Origin of the sequence: Curtobacterium sp. A7_M15, assembly GCF_030705415.1 — a bacterium.
In the GTDB taxonomy this organism is placed as follows: domain Bacteria; phylum Actinomycetota; class Actinomycetes; order Actinomycetales; family Microbacteriaceae; genus Curtobacterium.
The window spans coordinates 1-25,838 of sequence record NZ_JAUZED010000020.1; the positions used below are offsets into that span (position 1 = coordinate 1).

A 25,838-nucleotide genomic window follows, 5' to 3' on the forward strand; every position below is an offset into this window, starting at 1 on the left:
ATCCCGCACCGCGCCTCCTGGACGGAACGCGTCTACGCCGAGACCAGCTCCGGCGAGGAGGCGCCGGACGCCGCCCCCGCGCGGACCGCACGGTTGACCGCCGAGACGATCGCCTTGAGTGAAGCGGTGGCGATGTCGGCGTCGATCCCGACGCCCCACAGCCGGACGCCGTCGACGTCGAGCTCGACGTAGGAGGCGGCCTGTGCGTCACCGGAGGCGCTCATCGTGTGCTCCGAGTAGTCGTACAGCGTCACGTCGACGCCCTGCTCCCGCATCACCGTGAGGAACGCGTCGATCGGACCGGTCCCCACGGCCTCGGACGTGACCGAACCGTCGTCGACGCGCATGGCGACCGAGAGCTTCGTCGTGCCGTCGAAGTCACTCGACGTCGCGGTCTTCGTGATCTCGTACCGGCCCCACTTGTCGGACTCGTCGGCCGCGGGCAGGTACTCGTCGCGGAACAGGTCCCAGATGCGCTCGGACGAGAACTCGCCGCCCTCGGCGTCGGTGCGCTGCTGGACGACCCCGGAGAACTCGATCTGCAGCTTGCGGGGCAGGTCGATCGAGTGGTCTGTCTTGAGCAGGTACGCGACACCGCCCTTGCCGGACTGCGAGTTGACGCGGATCACGGCCTCGTACGAGCGGCCGATGTCCTTCGGGTCGACGGGCAGGTACGGCACCGCCCACGCGATCTCATCGACGTCCTTGCCGGCAGCCGCGGCCTTGGCCTTCATGGCCTCGAAGCCCTTCTTGATGGCGTCCTGGTGCGACCCGCTGAACGCCGTGTACACGAGGTCACCCGCCCACGGCTGCCGCTCCGGCACCGGCAGCTGGTTGCAGTACTCGACCGTGCGCTTGATCTGGTCGATGTCCGAGAAGTCGATCTCGGGGTCGATCCCCTGGGTGAAGAGGTTCATGCCGAGTGCGACCAGGTCGACGTTGCCAGTGCGCTCTCCGTTGCCGAAGAGGCAGCCCTCGATGCGGTCGGCACCGGCCATGTACCCGAGCTCCGCGGCAGCGACGGCGGTGCCGCGGTCGTTGTGGGGGTGCAGGGAGAGGATGACGTCCTCGCGGTGGGCCAGGTTGCGGGACATCCACTCGATCGAGTCGGCGTAGACGTTCGGCGTCGCCATCTCGACGGTCGCCGGCAGGTTGATGATCACCTTGCGGTCCGGGGTCGGCTCGAAGACCTCGAGCACGGCGTTGCAGATCTGGACCGCGACCTCGAGCTCGGTGCCCGTGTAGGACTCGGGCGAGTACTCGTAGAACACCTTCGTGTCGTGCTGCAGGTTCGCCTCGGCCGCACGGCACAGCTTCGCCCCGGACACCGCGATGTCGACGACGCCCTGGACGTCCGTGCGGAACACGACCTCGCGCTGGACGATCGACGTCGAGTTGTACAGGTGCACGATGGCCTGCTTCGCGCCGTCGATCGCCTCGTACGTGCGGTTGATGAGGTGCTCGCGCGCCTGGGTCAGCACCTGGATCGTGACGTCGTCGGGGATGGCGCCCTCGTCGATGAGCGAGCGGACGAAGTCGAAGTCCGTCTGCGAGGCGCTCGGGAAACCGACCTCGATCTCCTTGTAGCCCATGCGGACGAGCAGGTCGAACATGGCGCGCTTGCGGTCGGAGTCCATCGGGTCGATCAGGGCCTGGTTGCCGTCGCGCAGGTCGACGGCGCACCACCGGGGCGCCTTGTCGATGCGCTTCGTCGGCCAGGTGCGGTCCGGGAGGTCGACACGGATCTGCTCGTGGAACGGGACGTACTTGTGGATCGGCATCCCGGAGGGGCGCTGGGTGTTCTGCATCGTTTCGTCGCTTTCGTCGTCAGGTGTGGTTCAGGCCACGACGGACTCCGCGACGAGGTGGGCCGTTGTGTCAGGCCTCGTCGCGGCAGCGAAGGAGGAGGAGCGCCGAGTACATCGACACCACGGTAGCACCGGCTGCACCCTGTGTGACAGACCGAACCGTCGCGGAGTGCCGAGGTCGCACGACATGCCGCGGCCCGGGCGCCGAGGTCGCACGAACCGTCGCCCGCCAGCGCTATGAACGACACTTCGTGCGACCCGGGCCGACCCCGGCCGACCCGAGCGTCGCGACCTCGGCGACCACGAGCGGCGCGTCAGTCGACCGCCAGCGCCTCCGTCGGCGGAACACGCATCGCGCGCCGCACCGGCGCGATCGTCGCCACCACCGCGAGGACCAGCGCCCCGACCACCACGATCCCCACCGTCAGCGGCGGCAGCACCGGTGTCGTCGCGAAGCCGAGCGACCCGAGCAGCGTCTGCCCGCCGACCCACCCGTAGAAGACACCGAGCACGAGCCCGGTGACGACGGCCGCGACGACCATCTGGACGGCCTCGGTGACGATCATCCGGCGGACCTGCGCCCCGGTCAGTCCGAGCACGCGCAGCAGCCCGAGCTCCCGCCGGCGCTGCAGGACCCCGAGGGCGAGCGCGTTCACGACCCCCACCGCGGCGATCACCGCGGAGAACCCGACGATGACGCTCACCACGGCGTTCAGCTGGACGAAGAAGTCGCGCTGCCCCTCGAGCATCTCCTTCGTCATCTGCCCCTGGTCCATCGCCTGCAGCTGGGCACTGAGCACGTGCTGCATGATGCCGAGCGCCACGGCGAACGTGACGAGCAGGGTCACGCCGATGACGAGCCCGATGGTCGCCCGCGCGGACCGACCGGGCGCCCGCATGGCGTTGCGCCCGGCGAGCAGGACGACCGGATCCCGCGATCCGATGCGCCCGATGAGCTGCAGGACGGGCGGCATCACGATCGTCGCACCGACGGCCACCCCGGCGAAGGACACGAAGCCGCCGAGCGCCGCCGGCAGGACCGCGGCGGGGGTGACCCCGCTCGCCGCCAGCCCGACGAACAGGAGCAGGCCTCCGGCGGCCATGAGCACGATCGACCAGACCTTTCGGGCCGTCCCCGAACGGACGTCGTCGTGGCTCGGTTCGACGCTCGACGACAGGGCCTCGAGCGGGGTCACGGTGAGGACGCGCCGCGAGCCGGCGGCGAACGCACCCCAGGTGGCGAGGACGACCGCGACGACGGGGAGCACGAGCTCCCACGGCACGAGCGTGTACGTGGTGTCGGGCAGGAACCCGTTGCCCCGCAGCACGACGACGAAGAGCGCGCTGAGCCCGGTGCCGACGACCGCGCCGATCACGCCACCGAGGACCCCCACGACGAGCCCGGTCCGCGTGATCCGTGCGCGCAGCGAGGCGCCGGTCGCACCCACGAGCCGCTGCAGCGCGATGATGCGGGTCTGCCCGGCGATGAGCGTGGCGCAGGTGTTCGCCGTGACGATCGCCCCGACGTAGAGGGCGATGCCGAGGAAGAGCCACCCGACCACCGACAGGATCGCACGCACCGGGCCGAGGTCGGCGAGGCCGGCAGCCGCCAGGGCCTCGGTGACGATGCCCGGAGCGATGACGAGCGCCGACCCGAAGGTGGTGCCGAGCGCCGCGACGAGCACGGTCGGGGCGAACGCGCGGACGCCGTTCATGCTGCGGCCTCCATCCCGAGCATCGTGGTGGAGATCGCCGCGGCGTCCATCGCCGGGCGGTCCCCCACCACCCGACCGTCCGCCAGGAACAGGATCCGGTCCGCGTTCGCCGCGGCCACCGGGTCGTGCGTCACCATCACCACGCTCTGCCCCCACTCCGACACCGCACCCCGCAGGATCCGGAGCACGTCGCGACCCGTCCGCGAGTCCAACGCCCCCGTCGGTTCGTCCGCGACCACCACCGCGGGCCGCGACGCCAACGCCCGCGCGATCGCCACGCGCTGCTGCTGCCCACCCGACAACTGGTGCGGGCGGTGCGACAACCGGTTCCCCAGCCCGAGCATCTCGACCAGGCGATCGATCCACGCGGACTCCTCACGCGAGAGCTTCTGGCCGCCCAGCAGGAACGGCAACCGGATGTTCTCCGCCACGTCCAACGTCGGCACCAGGTTGAACGACTGGAACACGAAACCCAACCGACGACGCCGCAACTCCGTCAGCTCGCGGTCGCCGAGCCCGGTGATCTCGACCCCGTCGATCCGGACACGACCGGACGAGACCTGGTCGAGTCCGGCGGCGACGTGCATCAACGTCGACTTGCCCGAACCCGACGGCCCCATCACCGCCGTGAACTCCCCCGCGCCGATGTCGACGCTCACGTCGTCCAGTGCGGTCACCCGCCGCACGGCATCGCCGTAGTGCTTCGAGACGTGGTCGAGACGGATGATCGGTGTGCTGCTCGTGGTCATGCCTCCACGATGACGGCCAGGAGGCACGCCCCGCGTCGGTCGGGCGGCTCCTGTGGATCGTCCTCTCGGCTCCAGTGCCTGGGGAGGAGTCATCCCGACGGATGACGGACCATCAGGACGACGGACCATCACGCCCGGGACGCGACCGGACGACGACCCACCACGACCACGACGCTGCCGGACCGCGGACCGTCAGTCGGCCTTCGCGACCAGCCCGTGCTCGTGCGCGAAGACCACGAGCCGCACCCGGTCCCGCAGCTCGAGCTTGGTGAGGACACGCGAGATGTGCGTCTTCACCGTCGCCTCGCTGACGTACTCGTGCTGCGCGATCTCGCTGTTGCTGAAGCCCCGCGCCGCCAGGTCGAAGATCTCACGCTCGCGCGGCGTCAGGTCGGCGAACGCGGACGGCACCGAGGCCGCCTGCTCGCTCGTGTCCTCGTAGCGACGGAGGAGCTCACGGGTGGCCGAGGCCGCGAACACGGCGGTCCCGGCGTGCACCGTGCGGATCGCGGCGAGCAGGAACTCCGGGTCGGCGTCCTTCAGCACGAACCCGCTCGCACCGGCCCGGATCGCCTTCGCCGCTGCCTCGTCGAAGTCGAAGGTGGTGAGCACGAGGACCTTCGCGCCGTCGGTACCGCTGTCCTCGACGATGCGTGCGGTGGCGGTGATGCCGTCCATCACGGGCATGCGGACGTCCATCAGCACGACGTCGGGCCGCCCGCGACGCACGAGCTCGACGCCCTCGGCACCGTCGCCGGCCTCTCCGACGAACTGCAGGTCGGCCTGGGAGTCGATGAGCATCCGGATGCCCGTGCGGAAGAGGGCCTGGTCGTCGACGAGCGCGACGCGGATCGGGGTGTCGTTCATCGGCCGGTGCGCTCCTGGAGGGTCGAGGGTGTGGTCGGGACGAGCCCGCGGGGCATCTGGCCGCTCGCGGGGACGGACGGCATCCGGACGGCGACCGCGAAGTCGTCGCCGCGCGGACCGGCGGTCATCGTCCCCCCGGTCATGGTGGCACGTTCGCGCATGCCGACCAGCCCGTGACCGGTGCCGGGACCGCGCGTGCCGTCGTCGGCGCGCCGGTTGACGACCGTGATCTCGACGGTGTCCGGCCGGTACGTGAGGCTGGCCCGCACCGGCGTGTTCGGCTCCCCGTGCTTCCACGCGTTCGTCAGGCTCTCCTGCACGATCCGGTAGATCGCGAGTTGCGTCGTCGTCGGCAGGCCCGACGGATCGCCCTCGCGCTCGACCCGCACGTCGAGACCGACCCCGCGCATCTCGCCGATCAGCCGGTCGATGTCGTCGATCTCGGGGGTCGGGGCGGTTCCCTGCTCGTGCCGGAGCGCACCGAGCAGTTCGCGCACGTCGCCGAGGGCACGACGGGCGGTGCTCGAGATCGTCCCGAGCGCTTCGTCGGCGATCGCCGGATCCGCCTTCAGCGCGTACCGCGCGCCGTCCGCCTGCGCGATCACGACCGCGAGCGAGTGCGCCACGATGTCGTGCATGTCCCGCGCGATCCGGACCCGTTCCTGCTCCACCGCGACAGCGCGGTCGGCCCGTGCGGCATCACGCTCGGCGAGGAGCTGGGCCTCTCGGCTCATGCTCGCCGAGCGCCGGGTCCGGAGCACGAGACCGGCGAGCCACGGCAGGAGGAGGAGCAGCAGCACGATCGCGAAGTACGCGATCGCGACCTTGAAGGACTCCTGTTCGGGCGTCGTCGCCGTCACGATGCCCTGTCGCTGCCGGTAGTCGTCGAGACCGAGGTAGAGGGCCGCCGTCACCGGACCGACGATCGACGACACCAGGCCCGCGAGGCGCACGCGCCGGCTGCCGTACCGGCTGGTCGAGTACACCACCCCGGCGATGAACGCGTTCGACAGGTCGGGCATCTGCTGCGTGACCATCTCGAGGACGGCGAACACCCACGCCACACCGAGCGCGAGCCCCGGCGACAGGCGCCGGAGCGCCAGTGCGGCCGTCATGCCGAGGACCGTCAGGAACGCGAACGGCGAGTCCATCCCGCGCGCGGTCACGACGAGCACGAGCCCGCCGAGGACGACCGCGATCACGACGTCGGTGATGACCTGCGCGCGCAGCATGGGACGGAACACCACACCACGGTACGTCCAGGAGGCGCGGCGCGCGTCCGCCTCGAGGTTGACGTCAGCAGACGGTCGCGTCAGAAGCCCAGTCGCCCGAGCTGCTTCGGGTCGCGCTGCCACTCCTTAGCGACCTTCACCCGCACGTTGAGGTAGACGTGGCGACCGCCGAGCAGCGCCTCGATCTCGGCGCGGGCCCGCGACCCGACGTCCTTGAGGCGCTCCCCCTTGCGACCGATGACGATCGCCTTCTGGCTGTCCCGCTCGACGAACAGGTTCGCGAAGATGCGCAGCGGGCCGTCCGGGTCGTCGTCCTCGTCGGGCTCGACGACGTCCTCGACCACGACGGCGAGCGAGTGCGGCAGCTCGTCGCGCACGCCCTCGAGCGCGGCTTCGCGGATGAGCTCGGCGATGCGTTCCTCGTCGGTCTCCTCGGTCACCGCGGCGTCGTCGTAGAGCTGGGGCGACTCGGGCAGCAGCGACGTGATGACGCCGAGCAGGTCCTCGAGCTGCAGGCCCGTCGTCCCCGAGGTCGGCACGATCGCGTCCCACTCGCGGAGCCGCGACACGGCGAGCAGCTGCTCGCCGACCTTGTCCTTGGCCGCGCGGTCGATCTTCGTGACGATGGCGATCTTCTTCGCACGCGGGTACTGGTCCAGCGTGTCGTTGATGAACCGGTCGCCGGGGCCGATCGGCTCGTTCGCCGGGACGCAGAGCCCGATGACGTCGACGTCCCCGAGGGTCGACTGGACGAGGTCGTTCAGCCGCTCACCGAGCAGGGTGCGCGGACGGTGCACGCCGGGGGTGTCGACGATGATGACCTGCCCGTTCGGCCGGTGCACGATCCCGCGGATGGCGCGACGCGTGGTCTGCGGCTTCGACGAGGTGATCGCGACCTTCTCGCCGACGAGCGCGTTCGTCAGCGTCGACTTCCCGACGTTCGGGCGGCCCACGAACGAGACGAACCCGGCACGGTAGGGCTCGGTCGGTCCGGCGGCGGCTGGCGTGGTGTCGGTCATGCGTGCGTGGTTCCCGTCGTGGTGGGTGCGGCGTCGCCGAAGGCGTCCTCGACGTCCGCGAGTTCCGGCGTGCGTTCGGCGAGCACGGTGATGAGGTGCCGACGCTTGCCCTCGACCCGGTCGGCGGTCAGGACGACGCCGGACACGGTCACGGTGTCGCCGCGGATCGCCAGGTGGCCGAGCTCCTTGGTGAGGAGCCCGCCCGCGGTGTCCACGTCGTCGTCCTCGAGCTCGATCCCGAACAGGTCGCCGAGGTCGTCGATCGGCAGTCGGGCGGAGATGCGCCAGACCCCCGGCTCGACCTCGACCCGGTCGACCACGGCGCGGTCGTACTCGTCCGAGATGTCGCCGACGAGCTCCTCGATGAGGTCCTCCATCGTGACGAGCCCTGCCACGCCGCCGTACTCGTCGACGACGAGCACGAGGTGGTTCTTGGCGACCTGCATGTGCCGCAGGGTGTCGTCGGCGGCCTTCGACTCCGGCACGAACTCCGCCGGACGGAGGAGCGTCGTGACACGCCTGGTGCCCGACCCCGGCTGCTCGTAGAGGGCGCGGGCCACGTCCCGCAGGTAGAGGACCCCGAGCACGTCGTCGCTGTCCTTGCCGGTCACGGGCATGCGCGAGACGCCGGCGGCGAGGAACTGCTGCATGCCGCTCGCGAGGGTGTCCGCTCCGTCCACGGTGGTCATGTCGGTGCGCGGGACCATGACCTCGCGCACGAGGGTGTCGCTGAACTCGAAGACCGAGTGGATGAGCTCGCGGTCGTCCTGCTCGAGGACGTTGCTCTCGGTCGCCTCGTCGACGAGCGACAGCAGCTGTTCCTCGCTCGACACCGTCGACGCGCTGCCGCCGCGCCCGGGTGTGACGCGGTCGCCGATCGCCACGAGCAGGCCGGCGAGCGGGCCGAGCACGATGCGGACGGCACGGACGAGGCCGCCCGTCGTCGCGATGAGCCGCTCGGCGTGCGCGCGACCGACGCTGCGCGGGCTGGACCCGACGAGCACGAACGAGACCGCCGTCATGATCGCGGCGGCCACGATGAGCGCGACCCACCACGTGTCGAAGACCATCACGAGCGCGATCGTGACGAGCACGGCGGCGGCCGTCTCCGCGAGCACGCGGAAGAAGTTGAGCGCGTTGACGTGCGCGCCCACGTCGTCGCCCACGGCCTCGATGGCACGGCGGTGCTTGCTCTCCCGCGCGATCTCGTCGAGGTCGGCACGGGACAGGACGGACAGCGCCGCGTCGGACGCGGCGAGCAGGCCGCCCACGACGACCAGCAGGAACGCCACCGCCAGCAGGCCGACGACGAGCAGCATCAGCTCACCGTCCTCGGCGCTGGGCGGCGAACGCCGTGAGGATCTCGCCCTGCAGCCCGAACATCTCGGCCTTCTCGTCCGGCTCGGCGTGGTCGAAGCCGAGCAGGTGCAGGATGCCGTGGCACGTCAGCAGGAGCATCTCGTCCGTGCTCGAGTGCCCCGCGGTCTTCGCCTGCTCCTCGGCCACCTGCGGGCAGAGCACGATGTCGCCGAGCAGCCCGGCCGGCGTCGGCTCGTCCTCGGTGCCCGGACGGAGCTCGTCCATCGGGAAGCTCAGGACGTCGGTGGGTCCGGGCTCGTCCATCCAGCGGACGTGCAGCTGCTCCATCGCGCCCTCGTCGACGAGCACGATCGCGAGCTCCGCGTCGGCGTGGACGTGGAGTGCGTCGAGCGCGAAGGCGGCGAGGCGCTGGATGGCGGCCTCGTCGACCTCGACGCCGGACTCGTTGTTGAGCTCGATGCTCACCGGTTCCCTCCTCGGGAGTCGTTCTGGGGGTACGGGGAGCGCTGGCGGTCCTGCGGCGGACGTCCCCGTCGCTCGGCGCGGTTCGCACCGGCGGGGTTCGGCGTGGCGGCGGTGCCGCGGCCACCCGGTCGGTACCCGGCCTGCTCGGCGAGGCGTTCCTCGTCGTAGACGGTGTAGGCGTCGACGATGCGTCCGACGAGCGTGTGGCGGACGACGTCCTCGCTGCCGAGGCGTGCGAAGTGGATGTCGTCGACCTCGCCGAGGATGCGCGTCACGAGCCGGAGCCCGGAGAGGTTGCCGGGCAGGTCCACCTGGGTGATGTCACCGGTGACGACCATCTTCGAGCCGAACCCGAGCCGCGTCAGGAACATCTTCATCTGCTCGGGCGTGGTGTTCTGCGCTTCGTCGAGAACGACGAACGAGTCGTTCAGGGTGCGTCCGCGCATGTACGCCAGCGGCGCAACCTCGACCGTGCCGGCCGCCAGGAGCTTCGGGACCAGCTCGGGGTCCATCATCTCGTTGAGCGCGTCGTACAGCGGGCGCAGGTACGGGTCGATCTTGTCGGTGAGGGTGCCGGGCAGGAACCCGAGCCGCTCGCCGGCCTCGACCGCGGGACGCGTCAGGATGATCCGGGTGACCTCGCGCCGCTGGAGCGCCTGGACGGCCTTCGCCATCGCCAGGTAGGTCTTGCCGGTGCCGGCCGGGCCGATGCCGAACGTGATGGTGTTCTCGTCGATGGCGTCGACGTAGGCCCGCTGCCCGTCGGTCTTCGGCCGGACGGACTTGCCACGGCTCGAGACGATCGGCGTGCCGAAGGTGTCGGACGGCTTGCGGTCCTCGTCGAGGAGCTTCGCCGAGACGGGGATGTCCGAGGGGCCGATGTCCTGCCCGCGCTTCACCATGCCGACGAGCTCGTCGACGAGGGCGTGCGCGCGCGTGACGTCGCGTTCCGGCCCGGTCAACGAGACCTCGTTGCCGCGCACGAGCACGCGGACGCCGGGGTACTGGCGTTCGACGGTCTTGAGGAGTCGGTCCTGGGGGCCGAGCAACTGCACCATGGCGATGCCGTCGACCTGGATCGAGGCCGACACGTCCGACGCGTCGACCGGAGTGTGGGCTGGTTCGTCAGCTGGCAAGGGTGCCTTCCTGCAGTTCACCTGCGAGTACGTGCGCGTGCACGTGGAACACGGTCTGACCGGCGGCTTCGCCGGTGTTGAAGACGAGACGGTACTGGCCGCCGGCGCGCTCGTCGGCGATGCGCTGGGCGGTGGCGACCACGTGGGCGAGGAGGTCGGGGTCGCCGGCCGCGAGCTCGGTGACGTTCCGGTACTGCTCGGTCTTGGGGATGACGAGCACGTGGACGGGAGCCTTCGGCGCGATGTCCTCGATGGCGATCACGCGGTCGTCCTCGGCCACGACGGTCGCCGGGATCTCGCGCGCGATGATCCGCGAGAAGATGCTGGGCGTGCTGGTGCTCATGGCTCCATCGTAGAACGCGGTACCGACGCCCCGCCTTCCCGATCCTCGCGCTACCAGCGACCGAGCCGCGTCTGGAGGACCGCCAGCGCGGCCGGGCCGGCGGTGGAGGTCCGGAGCACCGTGTCCCCGAGTCGGACCCGGACGGCGCCGGCGGCCACGAGGCGGTCGAACTCCGAGCCGTCGATGCCGCCCTCCGGACCGACGACCAGGACGATCTCGGACACGTCGGCCGGCGGCTCCCACGCGGAGAGCCGGACGTCGCCGACGGGGTCCAGCACGAGCACGGCCCGGTCGGCGCCGGGGAAGCCCGCGAGCTGCCCCGACGTCACCGGCGCGTCGACGACGGGCACCCGCGAGCGGATCGCCTGCTTCGACGCCTCGTGCGCGATCGCCGTCCAGCGTGCGCGGCCCTTCTCGACCTTCGCGCCGTCCCAGCGGGAGACGCTTCGGGCCGCCGACCACGGCACGATCCGGTCGACACCGATCTCGGTCGCCGCCTGCACCGCCATCTCGTCGCGGCCGCCCTTCGCGAGCGCCTGCACGAGCGTGAGCGTCGGCGACGGCGCGTCGTCGACGGTGACCGTGGACACCACCAGCGACAGGGTGTCGCGCCCGAGGGCGGTGACGGATCCGGTCACGACCGTGCCGCGGCCGTCGGACAGCCGCAGGGTCTCCCCCGTCCGGACCCGGGCGACCGCGACGGCGTGGCGGCCCTCCGCCCCGTCGAGCGGGACGGTGTCGCCGACCGTGACGCCGTCGAGCGACCCGACGAGGTAGAGCGATGCCATCAGAAGTTGAAGAACCGGTCGCGGAGCTTGCCGAACATGCCCTGCTGGAAGCGGGCGAGCTGCGGCTTCGCGGCCTTGTGCGACTTCGCGAGCTGCTCGACGAGCTGGCGTTCCTTGTGCGAGAGCTTCGTCGGCGTCACCACCTGCACGCCGACCCGTAGGTCGCCGCGACCGTTGCCCCGGAGCTTCGTGATGCCGCGGTCCTTGATGACGAGGACGTCGGCGCTCTGCACACCCGGCCGGACCTCGAGCTCGACCGGACCGTCCAGCCCGTCGATCGTCGCGGTCGTCCCGAGCACGGCGTCGGTCATCGCGACCTCGAGCGTGGCGAGCAGGTCGTCCCCGTCGCGGCTGAACACGTCGTGGTGCCGCACCCGGATCTCGAGGTAGAGGTCACCGGAGGGACCACCGGCCGGCCCGACCTCGCCCTGGCCGGGCATCTGCAGGCGGAGACCGGAGTCGACGCCGGCGGGGACGTCCACCGGCACGGTGCGACGGGCGCGGATGCGTCCCTGACCCTGGCACGTCGGGCACGGGTTCGGGATGACGGTGCCGTACCCGCGGCAGGTGCCGCAGGGCGCACTCGTCACGACGTTGCCGAGGAGCGACCGGACCTGGCGCTGGATGTGCCCGGTGCCGCCGCAGATGTCACACGTCTGCGGGCTCGTGCCCGGAGCGCAGCAGGAACCGCCGCACGTCTCGCACAGCACCGCGGTGTCCACCTCGACGTCCTTGTGGGTGCCGAACACGACCTCGTCGAGGTCGACGTCGATGCGGAGCAGGGCGTCCTGCCCGCGCTCGGCCCGGCTGCGCGGACCGTTGCCCCTGCCACCGCCGGCACCGCCGCCGAAGAACGCGTCGAAGATGTCGCTGAAGCCGCCGGCACCGCCGCCGAAGGGGCCGTCGGCCTGGGGGCCGGCGTCGTACCGGCGCCGCTGTTCGGGGTCGCTCAGCACGTCGTACGCGTGCGTGACGTCCTTGAAGCGCTCGGCTGCTTCGGGGCTCGGGTTCACGTCCGGGTGCAGTTCGCGCGCCAGACGGCGGTACGCCTTCTTGATGTCGGCATCGGAGGCGTCCTTCTGGACGCCGAGGACGTCGTAGTGGTCTGCCACGTATCCCTCAGTCGGTTCGGTTCGGTCGGTCGGGTGCGGCGGTCGCCGCGGGTCTGGTGGTCGTCGGTGGGCCTGGAGGCGCGGGTCGCCCGGTCGGGACCGGCTCGCTCAGCCGCGTGGGCACCTGGTCAATGTTCGCCCAGGAGTTTGGACAGGTACCGTGCGACGGCGCGCACCGCGGCCATGTTCGTGCCGTAGTCCATCCGGGTGGGCCCGAGCACGCCGAGCCGCGCGAGCTCGCCGCCGGCCAGGTACCCACCGGCGACGATGCTCGTCGCGTCGAGCCCGTACTCGGCGTTCTCGACGCCGATCCGGGCCGCGACGCCGTCGTCGATCTGCATCTCGCCGAACAGCCGGAGCAGGGTCACCTGTTCCTCGATCGCCTCGAGCACGGGGAAGAGGCCGCCGGAGAAGTCCTGCTCGCTCTTGGCGAGGTTCGCCGCACCGGCCATCACCAGACGGTCCTGCCGGTTCGACTGCACCTGCTCGATCAGGGTCGCGACGACGATCCCGGCGAGCAGCTGGGCGTCTGGACGGATCTGCTGCGGCACCGCGCGGAGGGCCGTCGAGACGTCCTGCAGCAGGAGGCCGACGGTAGCGCCGTTCACCACGGTGCGGAGCTCGGTGAGCGCGCCTTCGTCGAGCGGAGCGTCGGTCTCGACGACGCGCTGTTCGACCCGCGCGGTGTCGGTGATGAGCACGACCATCAGACGGTTGTCGCCGAGGCGGACGAGCTCGACGTGCTGCACGCGCGCCCGGACCATCGAGGGGTACTGCACGAGGGCGACCTGGTTGGTGAGCTGGCTGAGCAGGCGGACCGTCCGGCCGAGAACCTCGTCGAGGTCGTTCGGCGCGCCGAGGAAGGTCTCGATCGCGTGCCGCTGCGCGCTGGACAGCGGCCGGGCACCGGCGAGGTGGTCGACGAAGACCCGGTACCCCTTGTCGGTCGGGACGCGACCGGACGAGGTGTGCGGCGCCGCGATGAGCTGCTCGTCCTCGAGCTGGGCCATGTCGTTCCGGATCGTGGCGGCGCTGACCCCGAAGGCGTGCCGCTCCACGATCGTCTTCGAACCGACCGGCTCGCGCGATGCGACGTAGTCCCGCACGATGGCCTTGAGGACCTCGAGGCTGCGTTCGCTGACCACCCGGACCCCTTCCACTCGATCTGGCACTCGGACGTGTCGACTGCTGATCCTACGCCCGACCGCCGACGGAGCGGGACTTCTGCACACGCCTGCCGATACGCTTCCGGCATGACCTACGGACAGCAGCCCGGTGGCCCCCAGTTCCCCGGCGGGTACCAGCCGCCGCAGCCGATGTCGCCCGAGGACCAGCGCCTCTGGGCCACGCTGACGCACATCGGTGGCATCTTCTTCAACTTCGTCGTGCCGCTCGTCGCGTACCTCGTCCTGCGCGACCGCGGTGGCTTCATCCGCGAGCACACCCGCGTCGCACTGAACTTCCACATCACGATGGCGATCGCCTACGTCGTCTCGGGCATCCTGACCGTGGTGCTCATCGGGGCGCTCCTGCTCCCCGTCATCGGCATCGTGACGATCATCTTCGGCATCATGGCCGCGGTCGCTGCGAACCGTGGGCAGTTCTACCGATACCCGCTGTCGATCGAGTTCATCAAGCAGTAGCTCAGTCGAGCAGCTCGCGGACCACCGCGTCCGCGAGCAGGCGACCCTGCAGGGTCAACTCGATCCGTCCCCGCACCGCGGCCGAGCCGTCCACGAGACCACGTGCGATGAGTCCGGCGACGCGGCCCCGCGCCTCCTGGGCCAGCTCGCTCGTCGCGAGCTCACCGCGGACCCGCGCCGCGAGCAGGACGCGCTCGACGTACCGGGTCTCGTCGTCGAGGGTCTCGCGGCCGGCCGCCGGCGACTCCCCCTGCAGCACCCGGTTCGCGTACGCGGCCGGGTGCTTCACGTTCCACCAGCGGGTGCCGGCGACCGCGGAGTGCGCGCCCGGACCGACGCCCCACCAGTCGTGTCCCTTCCAGTACGACAGGTTGTGCCGGCTCGCGTGCTGGTCGCCGCGGGACCAGTTCGAGACCTCGTACCAGGAGTACCCGGCCTCGCCGAGCACCCGGTCGGCCAGCTCGTACATGTCCGCCGCGAGGTCGTCGTCCGGTGCCGGCAGCTCACCGCGTGCGACCATCCGGCCCATCGCGGTGCCGTCCTCGACGATGAGCGAGTAGGCCGAGACGTGGTCCGGCTCGCACGCCAGGGCCGCGTCGAGCGAGGTGCGCCAGTCGTCGAGGGACTCACCGGGCGTCGAGTAGATGAGGTCGAGCGAGACGTCGAGGCCCTGCTGCTTCGCGGCGTCCACCACGAGCGGGACGCGCTCGGGGTCGTGCGTCCGGTCGAGCGTCGCGAGCACGTGCGGCACCGCCGACTGCATGCCGTAGCTCACGCGGGTGAACCCGCCGGCGCGCAGGGTCGCCAGCGAGGACTCGTCGACGGAGTCCGGGTTCGCCTCGGTCGTGACCTCGGCCCCGGGCAGGATGCCCCACGTTTCGTCGATCGCCCGCAGGATCATCACGAGGTCCGACGCCGGCAGCATCGTGGGCGTCCCACCGCCGAAGAAGACAGTCGACACCGGCCGTCGCGGGACGCCGGACCGGTCGAGGACGTCCGCCGCGAAGCGGATCTCCTGTACCGCGTGCCCGGCGTAGTCGTCCCGCCGGACACCGCGGAGCTCGGAGGCCGTGTAGGTGTTGAAGTCGCAGTAGCCGCACCGGACGCGGCAGAACGGCACGTGCACGTAGACACCGAAGGGGACGTCACCGGCTCCGGCCGCAGGCGAGAGCAGCCCGTCCGCGGGTGCGGGATCGGCGATCGGGAGAGCACTCGGCATGGACTCCATTGTCCGTCATGATGGAGGCATGGAGCACCACCCCGTCCCCACCACGGTGCTGTGGGACATCGACGGCACCCTCGTGATGAACGCCTCGTCGCCGGGCAACCTCTACCACCTCGCGCTCGAGCGGGCGGTGGGCCGCGACCTCGTCCTCCGCGTCGGGCACCAGCACGGCCGCACCGACGCCGGGCTCATCGCGGAGCACGTGCGGGCCCACGACCTGGACGACTCGCTCATCCCCACCGTGAGTCGGCACCTGCACGACCTGACCGAGGAGCGGCACGTGTCCGGGGACCACCGCAGTCCGGCGCCGGGTGCGATCGCCCTCGTGCGACGGTTCGCCGGGCTCGGCTGGCGCAACGGCCTGCTGACGGGCAACTCCCCCTACCGCGCACGCGTGAAGCTCCAGGGCGCCGGGTTCGACGTCGACGCGTTCGACTGGGAGCACTCGTACTTCGGGGATGCCGAGGTCGAGCGCAGCGGGGTGACCGCACGCGCTGCCGAGGCGCTCGCGGGGACCCGGGCCGTCATCGTCGGGGACACCCCGCGGGACGGCGAGGCTGCCGAGGCCGTCGGGATCCCGTTCCTCGCGGTCGCGACGGGTGTGTTCGACGTCGAGGCGCTCCGCGGGACCGGTGCCGTCACGGTCGCCCGGAACTGCGTCGACGACGCGTCGCTCATCGAGGACGCCATCGCGGCGCTCCCCCCGCTGCGCTGACCCGCCCTGCGGCGCGCCCGCGAGGTCAGTCGCCGCGCAGGGCCTCGAGGTACTTCTGCGCCATCACGCGCTGCTGCCGACGGAGCAGCGGCGCCACGAACTGCCACTTCCGACTCGACGGCTGCGAGAACTGCCGGATCTGCAGCCACACGGAGCCGTCCGGGGTCCGCTCGACGACGAAGGACTCCTCGCCCGAGAGCGGGTGCCCCTCGAGCGTGCCGTACGCGAAGCCCTTGCGATCGGTCTCGTCGATGATCGAGACGACCCGGACCGGCGCCTGCACCGTCCGGCCGAAGGCGTGCATGGTCAGCGTCGCGCTCGTGCCCGCGGTCACGAGCGGCGTGCCGTCCGGAGCGAACTTCTCCACCCGGGGCGTCCCGATCGAGGCCGGGGCGATCGGCACGCCGTCCTCGTCGAAGGTCACCGGGTTGTAGCGGACCTCGTCGTCGTCGGGCTGGTCCTCGACGCGGACGCGGATCCCGCTGCGCTCCTGGATCTGCCACGTCAGGGCCTGGGTCACCGCGGTCTCGAAGCGCTGGTCGCCGTGACCGATCCGGGAGCGGGACTCGGACGGCACGAACCCCTCGGGCGGGTACGTCATGAGGTCCGGTGCCTGGGTCGCACCCACCGCTCCGTACGTCAGGGCGGTCCGGTAACTCCCGCGGGTACTCATGCCGCCCACTGTACTGGGGACTCGTGCCCCGGACCGAACCGGGCACCGCCGGCTGCGGCTGTCGGACGGGTCGCCCACGCGCAGCCGCACGTCCGCTTCCCGCGCGCCCCGAACTGGAGGCCCGACACCCGACCGCCACGCCCCTATCGTGGGTGCGTGCCCCGCTCCCGCTTCGCCCGTGTGCGGTCCGTCGACCGCACGACGGCCGCGTTCGCCGTCCTGACGCTCGCGGCGTTCGGGTTGGCGGCGACGGCGCGAGCGGCGGTCGAGTGGGCGACGGCGGGCCTCGGCTCCCCCGCGCCGTACACCGCGGTGTCCCCGGGAGACGTCGACGTGTTCGACACCGCGAACGCCATCGCGGCGTTCGGGGCGTGCAGCGCCGGAGCGGGGGTGCTCCTGTTCGGGGTGACGCTCGTGCTCGCGGTCCGTCGACACTCGGCACGCCGCCTGCCCTCCGTGCTCGGCTTCTGCACGCTGGCGATGGTCGTCGGGTCGGTGGTGGCCGGGTTCGCCGCGGGCACACAGGTGGACTACGACGCGGCCGCCGGACTCGTCATCCTGCGGACCGCGCTGGCGGGACTGGCCGCGGCGAGCCTCCCGGCACTGGGCCTGGCCGCGCTGCGGGCCCGCGCCCGCCGCGCCTGAGCCGAGCCGCTACTTCTTCTTCTCTTCGACGTCCCCGGAGAGCGCTGCGATGAAGGCTTCCTGCGGGACCTCGACGCGACCCACCATCTTCATGCGCTTCTTGCCCTCCTTCTGCTTCTCGAGCAGCTTGCGCTTCCGGGTGATGTCACCGCCGTAGCACTTCGCGAGGACGTCCTTGCGCATCGCCCGGATGCTCTCGCGCGCGATGATGCGGGCGCCGATCGCGGCCTGGATCGGCACCTCGAACTGCTGGCGCGGGATGAGCTTGCGCAGCCGCTCGGTCATGAGCGTGCCGTACGCGTAGGCCTTGTCGCGGTGGACGATCGCGCTGAACGCGTCGACCTGCTCGCCCTGCAGCAGGATGTCGACCTTCACGAGGTCGGCCGCCTGGTCGCCCGTGGGCTCGTAGTCGAGCGAGGCGTAGCCCTGCGTCTTGCTCTTGAGCTGGTCGAAGAAGTCGAAGACGATCTCGCCGAGGGGCATCTCGTACCGGATCTCGACGCGGTCCTCGCCGAGGTACTCCATGCCGAGCAGCGATCCGCGGCGCGACTGACACAGCTCCATGATCGCGCCGACGTAGTCCTTCGGCGCGAGGATGGCCGCGCGGACCATCGGCTCGCGGACCTCGACGATGCGACCGCCGGGGAACTCGGACGGGTTCGTGACCTCGGTCACGGTGTTGTCCTCGTTGGTGACCTCGTAGATCACGCTCGGGGCCGTCGTGATGAGGTCGAGCCCGAACTCGCGCGACAGGCGCTCGGTGATGATCTCGAGGTGGAGCAGGCCGAGGAAGCCGCAGCGGAAGCCGAAGCCGAGCGCCACCGACGTCTCGGGTTCGTACACGAGGGCGGCGTCGGACAGCTTGAGCTTGTCGAGGGCCTCGCGCAGGTCGGGGTAGTCGGAGCCGTCGATCGGGTACAGGCCCGAGAACACCATCGGCTTCGGGTCGGTGTAGCCGGCGAGCGGCTCGGTCGCGGGCTTCTGCGCCGTGGTGACCGTGTCGCCCACCTTCGACTGGCGGACGTCCTTCACCCCGGTGATGAGGTAGCCGACCTCGCCGACGCTCAGCCCCTTGGTCGGTTTCGGCTCGGGGCTGGACACGCCGATCTCGAGGATCTCGTGCGTCGACTTCGTCGACATCATCTGGATCTTCTCGCGCGGGTGGATCGTGCCGTCCACCATGCGGACGTACGTCACGACGCCGCGGTAGCTGTCGTAGACCGAGTCGAAGATCATCGCACGGGGTGCAGCGTCCACGTCGCCGACGGGAGCAGGGACCGTCCCGACCACGCGGTCGAGGAGTTCCGGCACGCCGACTCCGGTCTTGCCGGACACCCGGAGCACGTCCTCGGGCTTGCCACCGATCAGCTGCGCGAGCTCGGCCGCGTACTTGTCGGGGTCGGCCGCCGGCAGGTCGATCTTGTTGAGCACGGGGATGATCTCGAGGTCGTTCTCGAGCGCCAGGTAGAGGTTCGCGAGCGTCTGCGCCTCGATGCCCTGCGCGGCGTCGACCAGGAGGATCGCGCCCTCGCACGCCGCGAGGGACCGCGAGACCTCGTACGAGAAGTCGACGTGACCGGGCGTGTCGATCATGTTCAGGGCGTACGTCTGCCCGTCGAGCTCCCACGGCATGCGCACCGCCTGGGACTTGATCGTGATGCCGCGCTCGCGCTCGATGTCCATGCGGTCGAGGTACTGCGCACGCATGGCGCGGTCCTCGACGATGCCGGTGATCTGCAGCATGCGGTCGGCCAGCGTGGACTTGCCGTGGTCGATGTGCGCGATGATGCAGAAGTTGCGGATCGCGTCGGCCGGGGTCGAGGCGGGCTCGAGCGGCGCGGATGCTTGTGGGCTCACGGTTCCTCGGGGTGGGTCGGACGGTCGAACGATTGTCCCACGTCCGCCGGCCGACATCGCGCAAGCGCTGGCGACCTGTGGAACGCGGGCGACGCACTGGACGCTGTGGAGGAACGACGGGAGGCGCGGGTCGGGCCCGCACCGCGCCTCCCGTCCGTCAGACGGTCGCCGCGACCGGCGCTGGCAGTGCACCCAGGCCGCGGCGCAGGTCCGCCGGCGTCGCCGCGAGGCAAACCCGGATCCAGCCCTCGCCGGTCCGACCGAACGCGCTCCCCGGCGCCACGGCGACCCGCTCCCGCTGCAGGAAGTCGAGCGCCCACTCGGCGACGTCACCCTGCGTGGCGTGGGACATGTCGATCCACAGGTAGAAGGCGCCGCGCGGGTCGAGGTAGCGGATGCCCGCGGCGTCGAGCACCTCCTTGGCGACGCCGAGGTTGGCACGGTAGTGCTCGCGGGCGTCCTGCACGGCGGAGTGGTCGCCCACGATCGCCGCGAGGGCCGCCCACTGGTCGGGTTCGGCGACGCAGCTGATCATCGCCTCCTGGGTGGTGCGCATGGTCGGGCCGAGCCCCTTCGGCGTGACGAGGTACCCGACACGGACTCCGGTCATCGCGTAGGTCTTGCTCAACGAGAACGCGGTGAAGACACGGTCGTCCTCGTCGAGGCTCGCCAGGCTGACGTGCCGGGTGCCGTAGGTGAAGTACTCGTAGACCTCGTCGCTGATCACCCAGAGGTCGTGCCGTTTCGCCAGGTCGAGCAGGTCCCGGAGCGTCTGCTCGCCGAACACCGAACCGAGCGGGTTCGACGGGGAGTTCACGACGAGGGCGCGGGTCCGCTCGGTGATGCTCGCCTCGAGGGCCTGCAGGTCGGGCTCGAACCCGTGCTGCGGCTCGAGCCGGTACGGCACCGGGGTGGCACCGATGATGTGGGCGTTCATCGTGAAGGTCGTGTAGCCGGGGTCCGGCACCAGGACCTCGTCGCCGGGGCTCAGCACGAGGGTCATCGCCTGGAAGAGCGCCTGGGTCGCGCCGATCGTCATCCAGATCTGCTCGACGTCGACCTCGATCCGGTTCTCGCGACGGAGCTTCTCGCGGATGGCCTCGCGCAGCGGGGCGACGCCGCCGTTCGGCGTGTAGTCGGTGCGGTCCTCGGTCCAGGCGCGCCGGGCTGCTTCGCCGATGTGCGCGGCCACGGGGACGTCCGGTTCGCCGATGACGAGCATCGCGATGTCCGTGGCCGCTGCCTGCTCGGCCTGCATGCGTGCTGCTTGCTCGTACACCCGGCGGATGCCGGAGGCGGGGACGGTCTCGATGCGGGGCGCGAGCGATGGCATGCTCGTCACGGTAGCGAACCGTTGTTGCGGCACGGTTTCGGCGTTTCGGTGCTTTGGTCCAGACGCTCGGGCCTGGTAATGTTGGTGGCTGGCTTCCGCGTTCCCCGCCCACGGGTGGAACGCGATGCGACCAAGGGCCCCTCTACCCAGCGGTCGCGACCACCCGTAGAGACGAACAAGGAGCAACACGCATGGCGAACATCAAGTCGCAGATGAAGCGCATCAAGACCAACCTCAAGGCCCAGGAGCGCAACAAGGCCTACCGGTCGGAGCTCAAGACGGTCATCCGTCACACGAACGAGGCCGTCGTCGCGGGCGACAAGGACAAGGCCGTCGCGGCCCTGACCCTCGCGTCGAAGAAGCTCGACAAGGCCGTGAGCAAGGGCGTCATCCACAAGAACCAGGCCGCGAACCGCAAGTCGGCCATCGCGAAGAAGGTCGCTGCGCTCTGACGCACTGACCCTTCTGGTCGGAAGGCCCCGCACCGTTCGGTGCGGGGCCTTTTGCGTGTGCGGGGGCTTCTGTGTGGGCGGGGGCTTCTGCGTGGGCGGGCGGGCGGCGGCGGGTGGGCGGCGGGCGGGTGGGCGGCGGGCGCTCGCGAGCGGGCGAAATACGTCCCGCTCGGCGCCTCGGAACGACACGTTCTGCCCCCTCGGCGAAAGCCAGCGGCGTGTCCTGCCCCTTCGACGCGCAACCCGGCTCACCGACGCCCGGGCACACGAGGCCCGAGCGGACCGTCCGTGATGCCCGTTCCTCGAGGTCGCACAACGTGCTGCTGGCAGGTGGCTCGCGCGGCAGTTCGTGCGACCTCGACGGACAGCGCGCGGAGTGTCGTGCGACCTCGACCTCGACCTCGACCTCGACCTCGACCTCGACCTCGACCTCGACCTCGACCGATGTGACTTCACCCGACGTGACCTCGCCAGCCGGGAGTCATCAGCCGGAAGGGGTCAGCGCACCTCGCCGCGCCGCGCGATCGTCCGGACCATGACCTCGAGCGCGTAGTGCGCATCGCGGGAGCCGCCCTTCACCGCGGTGTCGGCCTCGGCGATGCTGATGATCGCGTTCGCGAGCCCGGACTCGCTCCACCCGGCGATGTCGCGCTGCGCCCGCTGCACCTGCCACGGCGCCATCCCGAGCGCGGAGGCAGCCTGACCGCTCGGCCCACGGAAGGCGCTGACCTTCGCCATCGTGCGGATCTTCGACGCGAACGCCGCCACGATCGGCACCGGGGCCTCGCCGGTGGACAGCGCGTGCCGCAGCTCGACGATGGCCGGCGCCGATCGCCCGGCGAGCGCGATGTCCGCGACCTTGAACGCGTTCGTCTCGACACGGCCGCCGTAGTACTTGTCGACGACCTTGTCGGTGATCTCCGCAGCCTCGTCCACGAGGAGCTGCCGACACGCGGCCGCGAGCTCCGCCAGGTCGTCTGCGAACGCTGCGACGAGGGTGCGCACCGCCGAGGGTGCGATCTTGCGTCGAGCGGCGCGGAACTCCGCGTTGACGAAGTCGATCCGGTCGGTCTCGCGCTTGAGCTCGTCGCACTGCACCTCGACGCCCCCGCCGACACCGCTTCGGATCGTGTCGAGCAGCTTCTTGCCGCGCACTCCCCCACCGTGGCGCAGGACGAGCGTGACGTCGTCCGCCGGAGCGCCGAGGTACGAGATCGTCTCGGTGATGAACGCGTCGGTGCACTTCTCGACGTTGGTGACCCGGACCAGCCTGGGCTCGCCGAACAGGGAGGGGCTCGCCAGCGTCGCGAGCAGGCCCGGCGCGTACTGGTCGGCCTCGAGGTCGTGCACCTCGAGCGCAGGGTCTTCACCCACGAGCAGGTCGCGCAGGACGCTGCTCGCTCGTTCGGCGAGGAAGGTCTCCGGCCCCGTGATCAGCACCACCGGCGCAGGACGGATCCCCGACCAGGGCACCTGGTCGATCTTCGCTGCGGCGCGGACGGGCTTCTTGGCGGCCATGCCTCGATCCTACGGGCGACCGGTGACGCCGAACGCTCGGTCCACACCCGCAGTGCGTCGGGTCCGTCCCGTCCGACGACGACCGTCCCCTGTCGGTCCGTCCGGTAGGCCCGGGTCCCCGCGGCCTCGAGCATGTCCAGGGCGGAGCTCGTCGGGTGGCCGTACGTGTTGTCCGCACCGACACCGATGAGGCCCACCGCCGCAGCGGTCTCGCGGTAGAGGACCGGGTCCTGGTCCGCCGAGCCGTGGTGCGCGACCTTGACGACCTCGACGCCGGTCGCGGCCTCGGGCCCGGCCAGGGCACCCCGGAATCGGCGCTGCGCGGCCTCGCCCAGGTCACCCAAGAACAGTCCGGCCACGCAGGACGTGCACCCCGGGCCGGGCTCCGTGCGGAAGACGAGGCTCGCATCGTTGCCTGCGTCCCGCGCACCCGCTCGCGGCCACAGCACCCGCCAGCGCAGCGGCCCGAGCGTCCCCGTCGTCGTGTCGTCGGCCGTCCCCACCTCGATGCCCGCCTCGACGAGCTCTTCGAGGACACGCTCGTCCTCGGGTCGTCCAGTCGGACCGACGAGCGCGGTCGTCACGCGGTCCGCGACCGCTGCGACCGCACCGACGTGGTCCCGGTCGAAGTGGGTCAGCACGAGCAGGTCGATCCTGCCGATGCCGAGGAGGTCCAGACAGGCGCTGAGTCGCTCCGGAGCATCGCCGACGTCGACCAACGCGACACCGTTCCCGCCGCGGAGGACCACGGCATCCCCCTGTCCCACGTCGCACGCGGCGACGGCCCAGTCGCCCGGCAGCCCGGCGCGCACGACGAATCGCGGTACGGCGACGCACACGATCCCGATCGCCGTGACGGTGCAGGCGGCGAGCAGCAGCCGTGAGCGTGCCGTCGGAGGCGTGAAGACGGCGACCGCGACCAAGCCGCTCACGACGGCGGCGGCGCCGACGCCGACGATCCCGGCGGGCCAGGGCACCGAGGCGTACGGCAGTGCAGCCGTACCGTGCGCGATGCCTCCGATGGCGCTGGCGGGTACCCATGCGACGGCGGAGAGCACCGTGCTGCCCCACGGCCACACCGGTGCGGTCAGGCAGGCTGCGAGTCCCACGACGGTGACGATCGGCGCGAGCGGTTCGGTCAGCAGGTTGGCGGGGATCGCGTACGTCGGGAACGTCGCCGACAACGGGATCGTGACCGGCCAGCACGCGAGCTGCGCTGCGACCGGGACCGCGAGCGCGGCCGCCACCGGCGTCCACAACCGGCGCGCGAACAGCGCGGTCAGCGGCGGACCGAGGACCACGATCCCACTCGTCGCGAGCACCGACAGGGCGAACGCGAACGACCGCGCGTACCAGGGGTCGACGACCAGCATCCCGACCACGGCGAGGGCGATCAGCGGGACGCCGCGCACCGGACGGCCGGCGAGGTGGACCACGAGGACCACCACCGCCATCACCGTCGCCCGCACGATCGAGGGGTCCGGCCGGACCAGCACGACGAACGCCAGCAGGAGCGCGATCGCCACCACCGCCCGTGCTGCCCGTGGCAGACCGACGACGCGTCCCAGCACCACCACGAGTCCCACGATCACGGCGCAGTTCGCGCCGGACACCGCGGTGAGGTGGGTGAGCGCCGAGGTCTCCATCGCCGCCTCGGTCGCCGGGTCGAGCCCGCTCCGGTCTCCGATCGCCAGACCGCGCAGCAGCGAGGCGCCGGGCTCCGGCAGCGACTCGCTCACCGACACGAACGCCTGCCGGGCCCGGTCGGTCGTCGCGAGGAGTCCCGTCGGCGGTTCGGTCCGGACGACTCCGCGTACGAACGCGACGAACGACGTCGCACTCCCCGTGTCGTCGGCTTCGAGCGTGGCCACCCCGACGAGACGGCTCCCCGCGGCGAGCGGCGCATGCCCGTCCGCGCCGGGGACGAGCCGCACCGGCACGCGCAGTCCCCCGGTCTCCGCTGCGCGCTCCAGGGTCCCGACGACCGACCGGTCACCCGGCGCGAGGTCGCGGTCGAGCACGATCTCGACGGTGACCGGTCCGGCCCCGTCGAGCACGACCGGACTCCGCCGGGCGTCACCGACCACCACCGCGACCGCCACCACCGTGCAGAACGCACTCGACGCCACGACGAGCGCCGCGATGCCCGAGACCGGTCGTGGGCGGCCGACCGCGAGCCACACGATGCCGGCGCAGGTGACGGCCGCTCCGGCGAGGACGACCCACCCGGCGCTCCCGGGAACCCCGATCAGCACCGCGGCACAGGCCCACGCGGCCGTCGCCGGACCGGCCACCCGCAGGTCCCGCATGCCGGGAGCGAGGTCGACGGCCATCGCCGCCCCGCTCAGACCCGCACCCGGTCGCGCAGTTCCGCGAACCGGACGTCACCGATGCCGCTGACGTCGAGCAGGTCCTCGACGGCAGTGAAGCGTCCGTGCTCGTCGCGCCACGCGAGGATCCGGCCCGCGAGTGACGGCCCGATGCCGGGGAGTGTCTCGAGCAGGCGCTGGTCTGCTGTGTTGAGGTCGACGACGGCGTCACCGGCCGACCCGGCCCCACCGGCCGCGCCCCCGGCACCGGTTCCACCGCTGACAGACCCGCCACCACCCCCGGCCGCTCCTGCCACCCCGGCACCACCGTCGAGCGGCTCCGGGACGTCCGTCTCCCCCACCGCGGGCACGTACAACCGCTCGCCGTCCACCAGAACCCGCGCGAGGTTCAGCCGCGCCAGGTCGGCGTCGCCACGAGGACCCCCGGCACGCTCGACAGCGTCGGACACACGGCTTCCCCCGGGCAGCGTCACGATCCCCGGCCGTCCCACCGCCCCGACGACGTGCACGACCACGAGCGTGGCTGCTGACGGGGACGACGACGGGGACGGCGGCGCGGACGGCCCACCCGCCACCGACAGGTCACCGCCACCGCCCGACGACGAGGACGACGACGAGGAAGAGCCCGTCCACGACCCGACCGCCACGACGACCACAGCGACCACGACGACGAGCGCCGCCAACACGACCGCGGCCCTCGGCGACAACGCGAACCCGGGCGCCCACGACCGAACGGACGCACCGCCCGACTCCGGCCCCGACGCGGAAGACGGCCCAGACCCAGACCCAGACCCAGACCCAGACGACCCAGACGACCCAGACGACCCAGACGACATACCCGCACGCTACGGAACCCGACCACCCGGCCGGGCCCCGCAGCGACGATCAGTGGA

Annotated in this window: 24 protein-coding genes; 4 read left to right on the top strand and 20 right to left on the bottom strand. The window is 71.3% G+C overall.

Annotated elements, in window-relative coordinates; translation table 11 throughout:
• Window positions 1-32: 32 nt before the first annotated feature.
• The 13 genes from leuA to hrcA all read right to left on the bottom strand — a co-directional run bounded on the left by leuA (window position 33) and on the right by hrcA (window position 13,699).
• The gene (leuA, locus tag Q7F20_RS05840) at window positions 33-1,808 is read right to left on the bottom strand and encodes a 2-isopropylmalate synthase (protein ID WP_305739175.1); all 1,776 of its coding nucleotides are present in this window, start codon (window positions 1,806-1,808) and stop codon (window positions 33-35) included.
• A gap of 314 nt (window positions 1,809-2,122) precedes the next feature.
• The gene (locus Q7F20_RS05845; protein WP_305739176.1) at window positions 2,123-3,523 is read right to left on the bottom strand and encodes an ABC transporter permease; all 1,401 of its coding nucleotides are present in this window, start codon (window positions 3,521-3,523) and stop codon (window positions 2,123-2,125) included.
• Window positions 3,520-4,272: an ABC transporter ATP-binding protein gene (locus Q7F20_RS05850; protein ID WP_305739177.1), complete on the bottom strand. Its 753-nt coding sequence runs from the start codon at window positions 4,270-4,272 to the stop codon at window positions 3,520-3,522. Before Q7F20_RS05850 ends, Q7F20_RS05845 begins: the two co-directional genes overlap by 4 nt.
• A gap of 192 nt (window positions 4,273-4,464) precedes the next feature.
• On the bottom strand, window positions 4,465-5,139 hold the full coding sequence (locus Q7F20_RS05855; RefSeq protein ID WP_305739178.1) for a response regulator transcription factor: 675 nt from the start codon (window positions 5,137-5,139) through the stop codon (window positions 4,465-4,467).
• Window positions 5,136-6,383 carry a sensor histidine kinase gene (locus tag Q7F20_RS05860; protein ID WP_305739179.1) on the bottom strand — a complete coding sequence of 416 codons (1,248 nt, stop codon included), beginning with the start codon at window positions 6,381-6,383 and terminating at the stop codon, window positions 5,136-5,138. Before Q7F20_RS05860 ends, Q7F20_RS05855 begins: the two co-directional genes overlap by 4 nt.
• A 68-nt stretch (window positions 6,384-6,451) precedes the next feature.
• Window positions 6,452-7,390, bottom strand: a complete 939-nt coding sequence (era, locus tag Q7F20_RS05865) for a GTPase Era (protein ID WP_305739180.1) — start codon at window positions 7,388-7,390, stop codon at window positions 6,452-6,454.
• A complete protein-coding gene (locus Q7F20_RS05870) occupies window positions 7,387-8,709 on the bottom strand; it encodes a hemolysin family protein (protein ID WP_305739181.1) in 1,323 nt (440 codons plus the stop codon). Before Q7F20_RS05870 ends, era begins: the two co-directional genes overlap by 4 nt.
• Window positions 8,710-8,713: 4 nt before the next feature.
• Window positions 8,714-9,175: an rRNA maturation RNase YbeY gene (ybeY, locus tag Q7F20_RS05875; RefSeq protein ID WP_079235757.1), complete on the bottom strand. Its 462-nt coding sequence runs from the start codon at window positions 9,173-9,175 to the stop codon at window positions 8,714-8,716.
• Window positions 9,172-10,311 carry a PhoH family protein gene (locus tag Q7F20_RS05880; RefSeq protein WP_370871627.1) on the bottom strand — a complete coding sequence of 380 codons (1,140 nt, stop codon included), beginning with the start codon at window positions 10,309-10,311 and terminating at the stop codon, window positions 9,172-9,174. The genes ybeY and Q7F20_RS05880 overlap by 4 nt, the downstream gene beginning before the upstream one ends.
• Complete coding sequence (locus tag Q7F20_RS05885; RefSeq protein WP_305739182.1) at window positions 10,301-10,654, bottom strand: histidine triad nucleotide-binding protein; 354 nt, start codon at window positions 10,652-10,654, stop codon at window positions 10,301-10,303. The genes Q7F20_RS05880 and Q7F20_RS05885 overlap by 11 nt, the downstream gene beginning before the upstream one ends.
• 50 nt (window positions 10,655-10,704) lie before the next feature.
• Window positions 10,705-11,442 (bottom strand): 16S rRNA (uracil(1498)-N(3))-methyltransferase, encoded by a 738-nt coding sequence (locus Q7F20_RS05890; RefSeq protein WP_305739183.1) that lies wholly within the window; start codon window positions 11,440-11,442, stop codon window positions 10,705-10,707.
• The gene (dnaJ, locus tag Q7F20_RS05895; RefSeq protein WP_305739184.1) at window positions 11,442-12,554 is read right to left on the bottom strand and encodes a molecular chaperone DnaJ; all 1,113 of its coding nucleotides are present in this window, start codon (window positions 12,552-12,554) and stop codon (window positions 11,442-11,444) included. The genes Q7F20_RS05890 and dnaJ overlap by 1 nt, the downstream gene beginning before the upstream one ends.
• 128 nt (window positions 12,555-12,682) lie before the next feature.
• On the bottom strand, window positions 12,683-13,699 hold the full coding sequence (hrcA, locus tag Q7F20_RS05900) for a heat-inducible transcriptional repressor HrcA (RefSeq protein WP_305739185.1): 1,017 nt from the start codon (window positions 13,697-13,699) through the stop codon (window positions 12,683-12,685).
• Between the two features lie 108 nt (window positions 13,700-13,807).
• On the opposite strand from hrcA, the gene Q7F20_RS05905 reads away from it, so the two are divergent.
• Entirely contained in the window at window positions 13,808-14,197 is a 390-nt protein-coding gene (locus Q7F20_RS05905; RefSeq protein WP_305739186.1) for a DUF4870 domain-containing protein, read from the top strand.
• Between the two features lies 1 nt (window position 14,198).
• On the opposite strand, the gene hemW is transcribed toward Q7F20_RS05905, so the two are convergent.
• Complete coding sequence (hemW, locus tag Q7F20_RS05910) at window positions 14,199-15,416, bottom strand: radical SAM family heme chaperone HemW (RefSeq protein ID WP_305739187.1); 1,218 nt, start codon at window positions 15,414-15,416, stop codon at window positions 14,199-14,201.
• Window positions 15,417-15,444: 28 nt separating this feature from the next.
• On the opposite strand from hemW, the gene Q7F20_RS05915 reads away from it, so the two are divergent.
• On the top strand, window positions 15,445-16,137 hold the full coding sequence (locus Q7F20_RS05915) for an HAD family hydrolase (RefSeq protein ID WP_305739188.1): 693 nt from the start codon (window positions 15,445-15,447) through the stop codon (window positions 16,135-16,137).
• A 25-nt stretch (window positions 16,138-16,162) separates the two neighbouring features.
• On the opposite strand, the gene Q7F20_RS05920 is transcribed toward Q7F20_RS05915, so the two are convergent.
• The gene (locus Q7F20_RS05920) at window positions 16,163-16,810 is read right to left on the bottom strand and encodes a DUF1990 family protein (protein WP_305739189.1); all 648 of its coding nucleotides are present in this window, start codon (window positions 16,808-16,810) and stop codon (window positions 16,163-16,165) included.
• A gap of 156 nt (window positions 16,811-16,966) precedes the next feature.
• Here Q7F20_RS05920 and Q7F20_RS05925 point away from each other — a divergent pair, with 156 nt between their 5' ends.
• Entirely contained in the window at window positions 16,967-17,455 is a 489-nt protein-coding gene (locus tag Q7F20_RS05925) for a hypothetical protein (protein ID WP_305739190.1), read from the top strand.
• Window positions 17,456-17,464: 9 nt separating this feature from the next.
• Here the strand turns inward: Q7F20_RS05925 and lepA are convergent, their stop codons facing one another.
• Window positions 17,465-19,312 carry a translation elongation factor 4 gene (lepA, locus tag Q7F20_RS05930; protein ID WP_305739191.1) on the bottom strand — a complete coding sequence of 616 codons (1,848 nt, stop codon included), beginning with the start codon at window positions 19,310-19,312 and terminating at the stop codon, window positions 17,465-17,467.
• Between the two features lie 157 nt (window positions 19,313-19,469).
• Window positions 19,470-20,645: a pyridoxal phosphate-dependent aminotransferase gene (locus Q7F20_RS05935; protein ID WP_305739192.1), complete on the bottom strand. Its 1,176-nt coding sequence runs from the start codon at window positions 20,643-20,645 to the stop codon at window positions 19,470-19,472.
• A gap of 191 nt (window positions 20,646-20,836) precedes the next feature.
• Here Q7F20_RS05935 and rpsT point away from each other — a divergent pair, with 191 nt between their 5' ends.
• Window positions 20,837-21,097 (top strand): 30S ribosomal protein S20, encoded by a 261-nt coding sequence (gene rpsT / locus Q7F20_RS05940; protein WP_175350503.1) that lies wholly within the window; start codon window positions 20,837-20,839, stop codon window positions 21,095-21,097.
• Between the two features lie 498 nt (window positions 21,098-21,595).
• Here the strand turns inward: rpsT and holA are convergent, their stop codons facing one another.
• From holA to Q7F20_RS05955, 3 genes are read right to left on the bottom strand one after another with little or no spacing between them, the layout of a single operon-like run.
• Window positions 21,596-22,615: a DNA polymerase III subunit delta gene (gene holA, locus Q7F20_RS05945; RefSeq protein ID WP_305739193.1), complete on the bottom strand. Its 1,020-nt coding sequence runs from the start codon at window positions 22,613-22,615 to the stop codon at window positions 21,596-21,598.
• Window positions 22,531-24,948: a ComEC/Rec2 family competence protein gene (locus Q7F20_RS05950; RefSeq protein WP_305739194.1), complete on the bottom strand. Its 2,418-nt coding sequence runs from the start codon at window positions 24,946-24,948 to the stop codon at window positions 22,531-22,533. Before Q7F20_RS05950 ends, holA begins: the two co-directional genes overlap by 85 nt.
• Window positions 24,949-24,959: 11 nt before the next feature.
• Window positions 24,960-25,631, bottom strand: a complete 672-nt coding sequence (locus tag Q7F20_RS05955; protein WP_305739195.1) for a helix-hairpin-helix domain-containing protein — start codon at window positions 25,629-25,631, stop codon at window positions 24,960-24,962.
• Window positions 25,632-25,838 lie beyond the last annotated feature (207 nt).

Coding starts and splice junctions, on each gene's coding strand:
- Q7F20_RS05870 (WP_305739181.1), bottom strand. CDS start 8,709: ATGCTGCTCGTCGTCGGCCTGCTGGCGGTGGCGTTCCTGCTGGTCGTC.
- Q7F20_RS05890 (WP_305739183.1), bottom strand. CDS start 11,442: ATGGCATCGCTCTACCTCGTCGGGTCGCTCGACGGCGTCACGGTCGGC.
- Q7F20_RS05845 (WP_305739176.1), bottom strand. CDS start 3,523: ATGAACGGCGTCCGCGCGTTCGCCCCGACCGTGCTCGTCGCGGCGCTC.
- era (WP_305739180.1), bottom strand. CDS start 7,390: ATGACCGACACCACGCCAGCCGCCGCCGGACCGACCGAGCCCTACCGT.
- Q7F20_RS05950 (WP_305739194.1), bottom strand. CDS start 24,948: ATGGCCGTCGACCTCGCTCCCGGCATGCGGGACCTGCGGGTGGCCGGT.
- Q7F20_RS05855 (WP_305739178.1), bottom strand. CDS start 5,139: ATGAACGACACCCCGATCCGCGTCGCGCTCGTCGACGACCAGGCCCTC.
- Q7F20_RS05850 (WP_305739177.1), bottom strand. CDS start 4,272: ATGACCACGAGCAGCACACCGATCATCCGTCTCGACCACGTCTCGAAG.
- holA (WP_305739193.1), bottom strand. CDS start 22,615: ATGGCCGCCAAGAAGCCCGTCCGCGCCGCAGCGAAGATCGACCAGGTG.
- Q7F20_RS05920 (WP_305739189.1), bottom strand. CDS start 16,810: ATGAGTACCCGCGGGAGTTACCGGACCGCCCTGACGTACGGAGCGGTG.
- Q7F20_RS05905 (WP_305739186.1), top strand. CDS start 13,808: ATGACCTACGGACAGCAGCCCGGTGGCCCCCAGTTCCCCGGCGGGTAC.
- leuA (WP_305739175.1), bottom strand. CDS start 1,808: ATGCAGAACACCCAGCGCCCCTCCGGGATGCCGATCCACAAGTACGTC.
- Q7F20_RS05885 (WP_305739182.1), bottom strand. CDS start 10,654: ATGAGCACCAGCACGCCCAGCATCTTCTCGCGGATCATCGCGCGCGAG.
- hemW (WP_305739187.1), bottom strand. CDS start 15,416: ATGCCGAGTGCTCTCCCGATCGCCGATCCCGCACCCGCGGACGGGCTG.
- rpsT (WP_175350503.1), top strand. CDS start 20,837: ATGGCGAACATCAAGTCGCAGATGAAGCGCATCAAGACCAACCTCAAG.
- Q7F20_RS05915 (WP_305739188.1), top strand. CDS start 15,445: ATGGAGCACCACCCCGTCCCCACCACGGTGCTGTGGGACATCGACGGC.
- Q7F20_RS05935 (WP_305739192.1), bottom strand. CDS start 20,645: ATGCCATCGCTCGCGCCCCGCATCGAGACCGTCCCCGCCTCCGGCATC.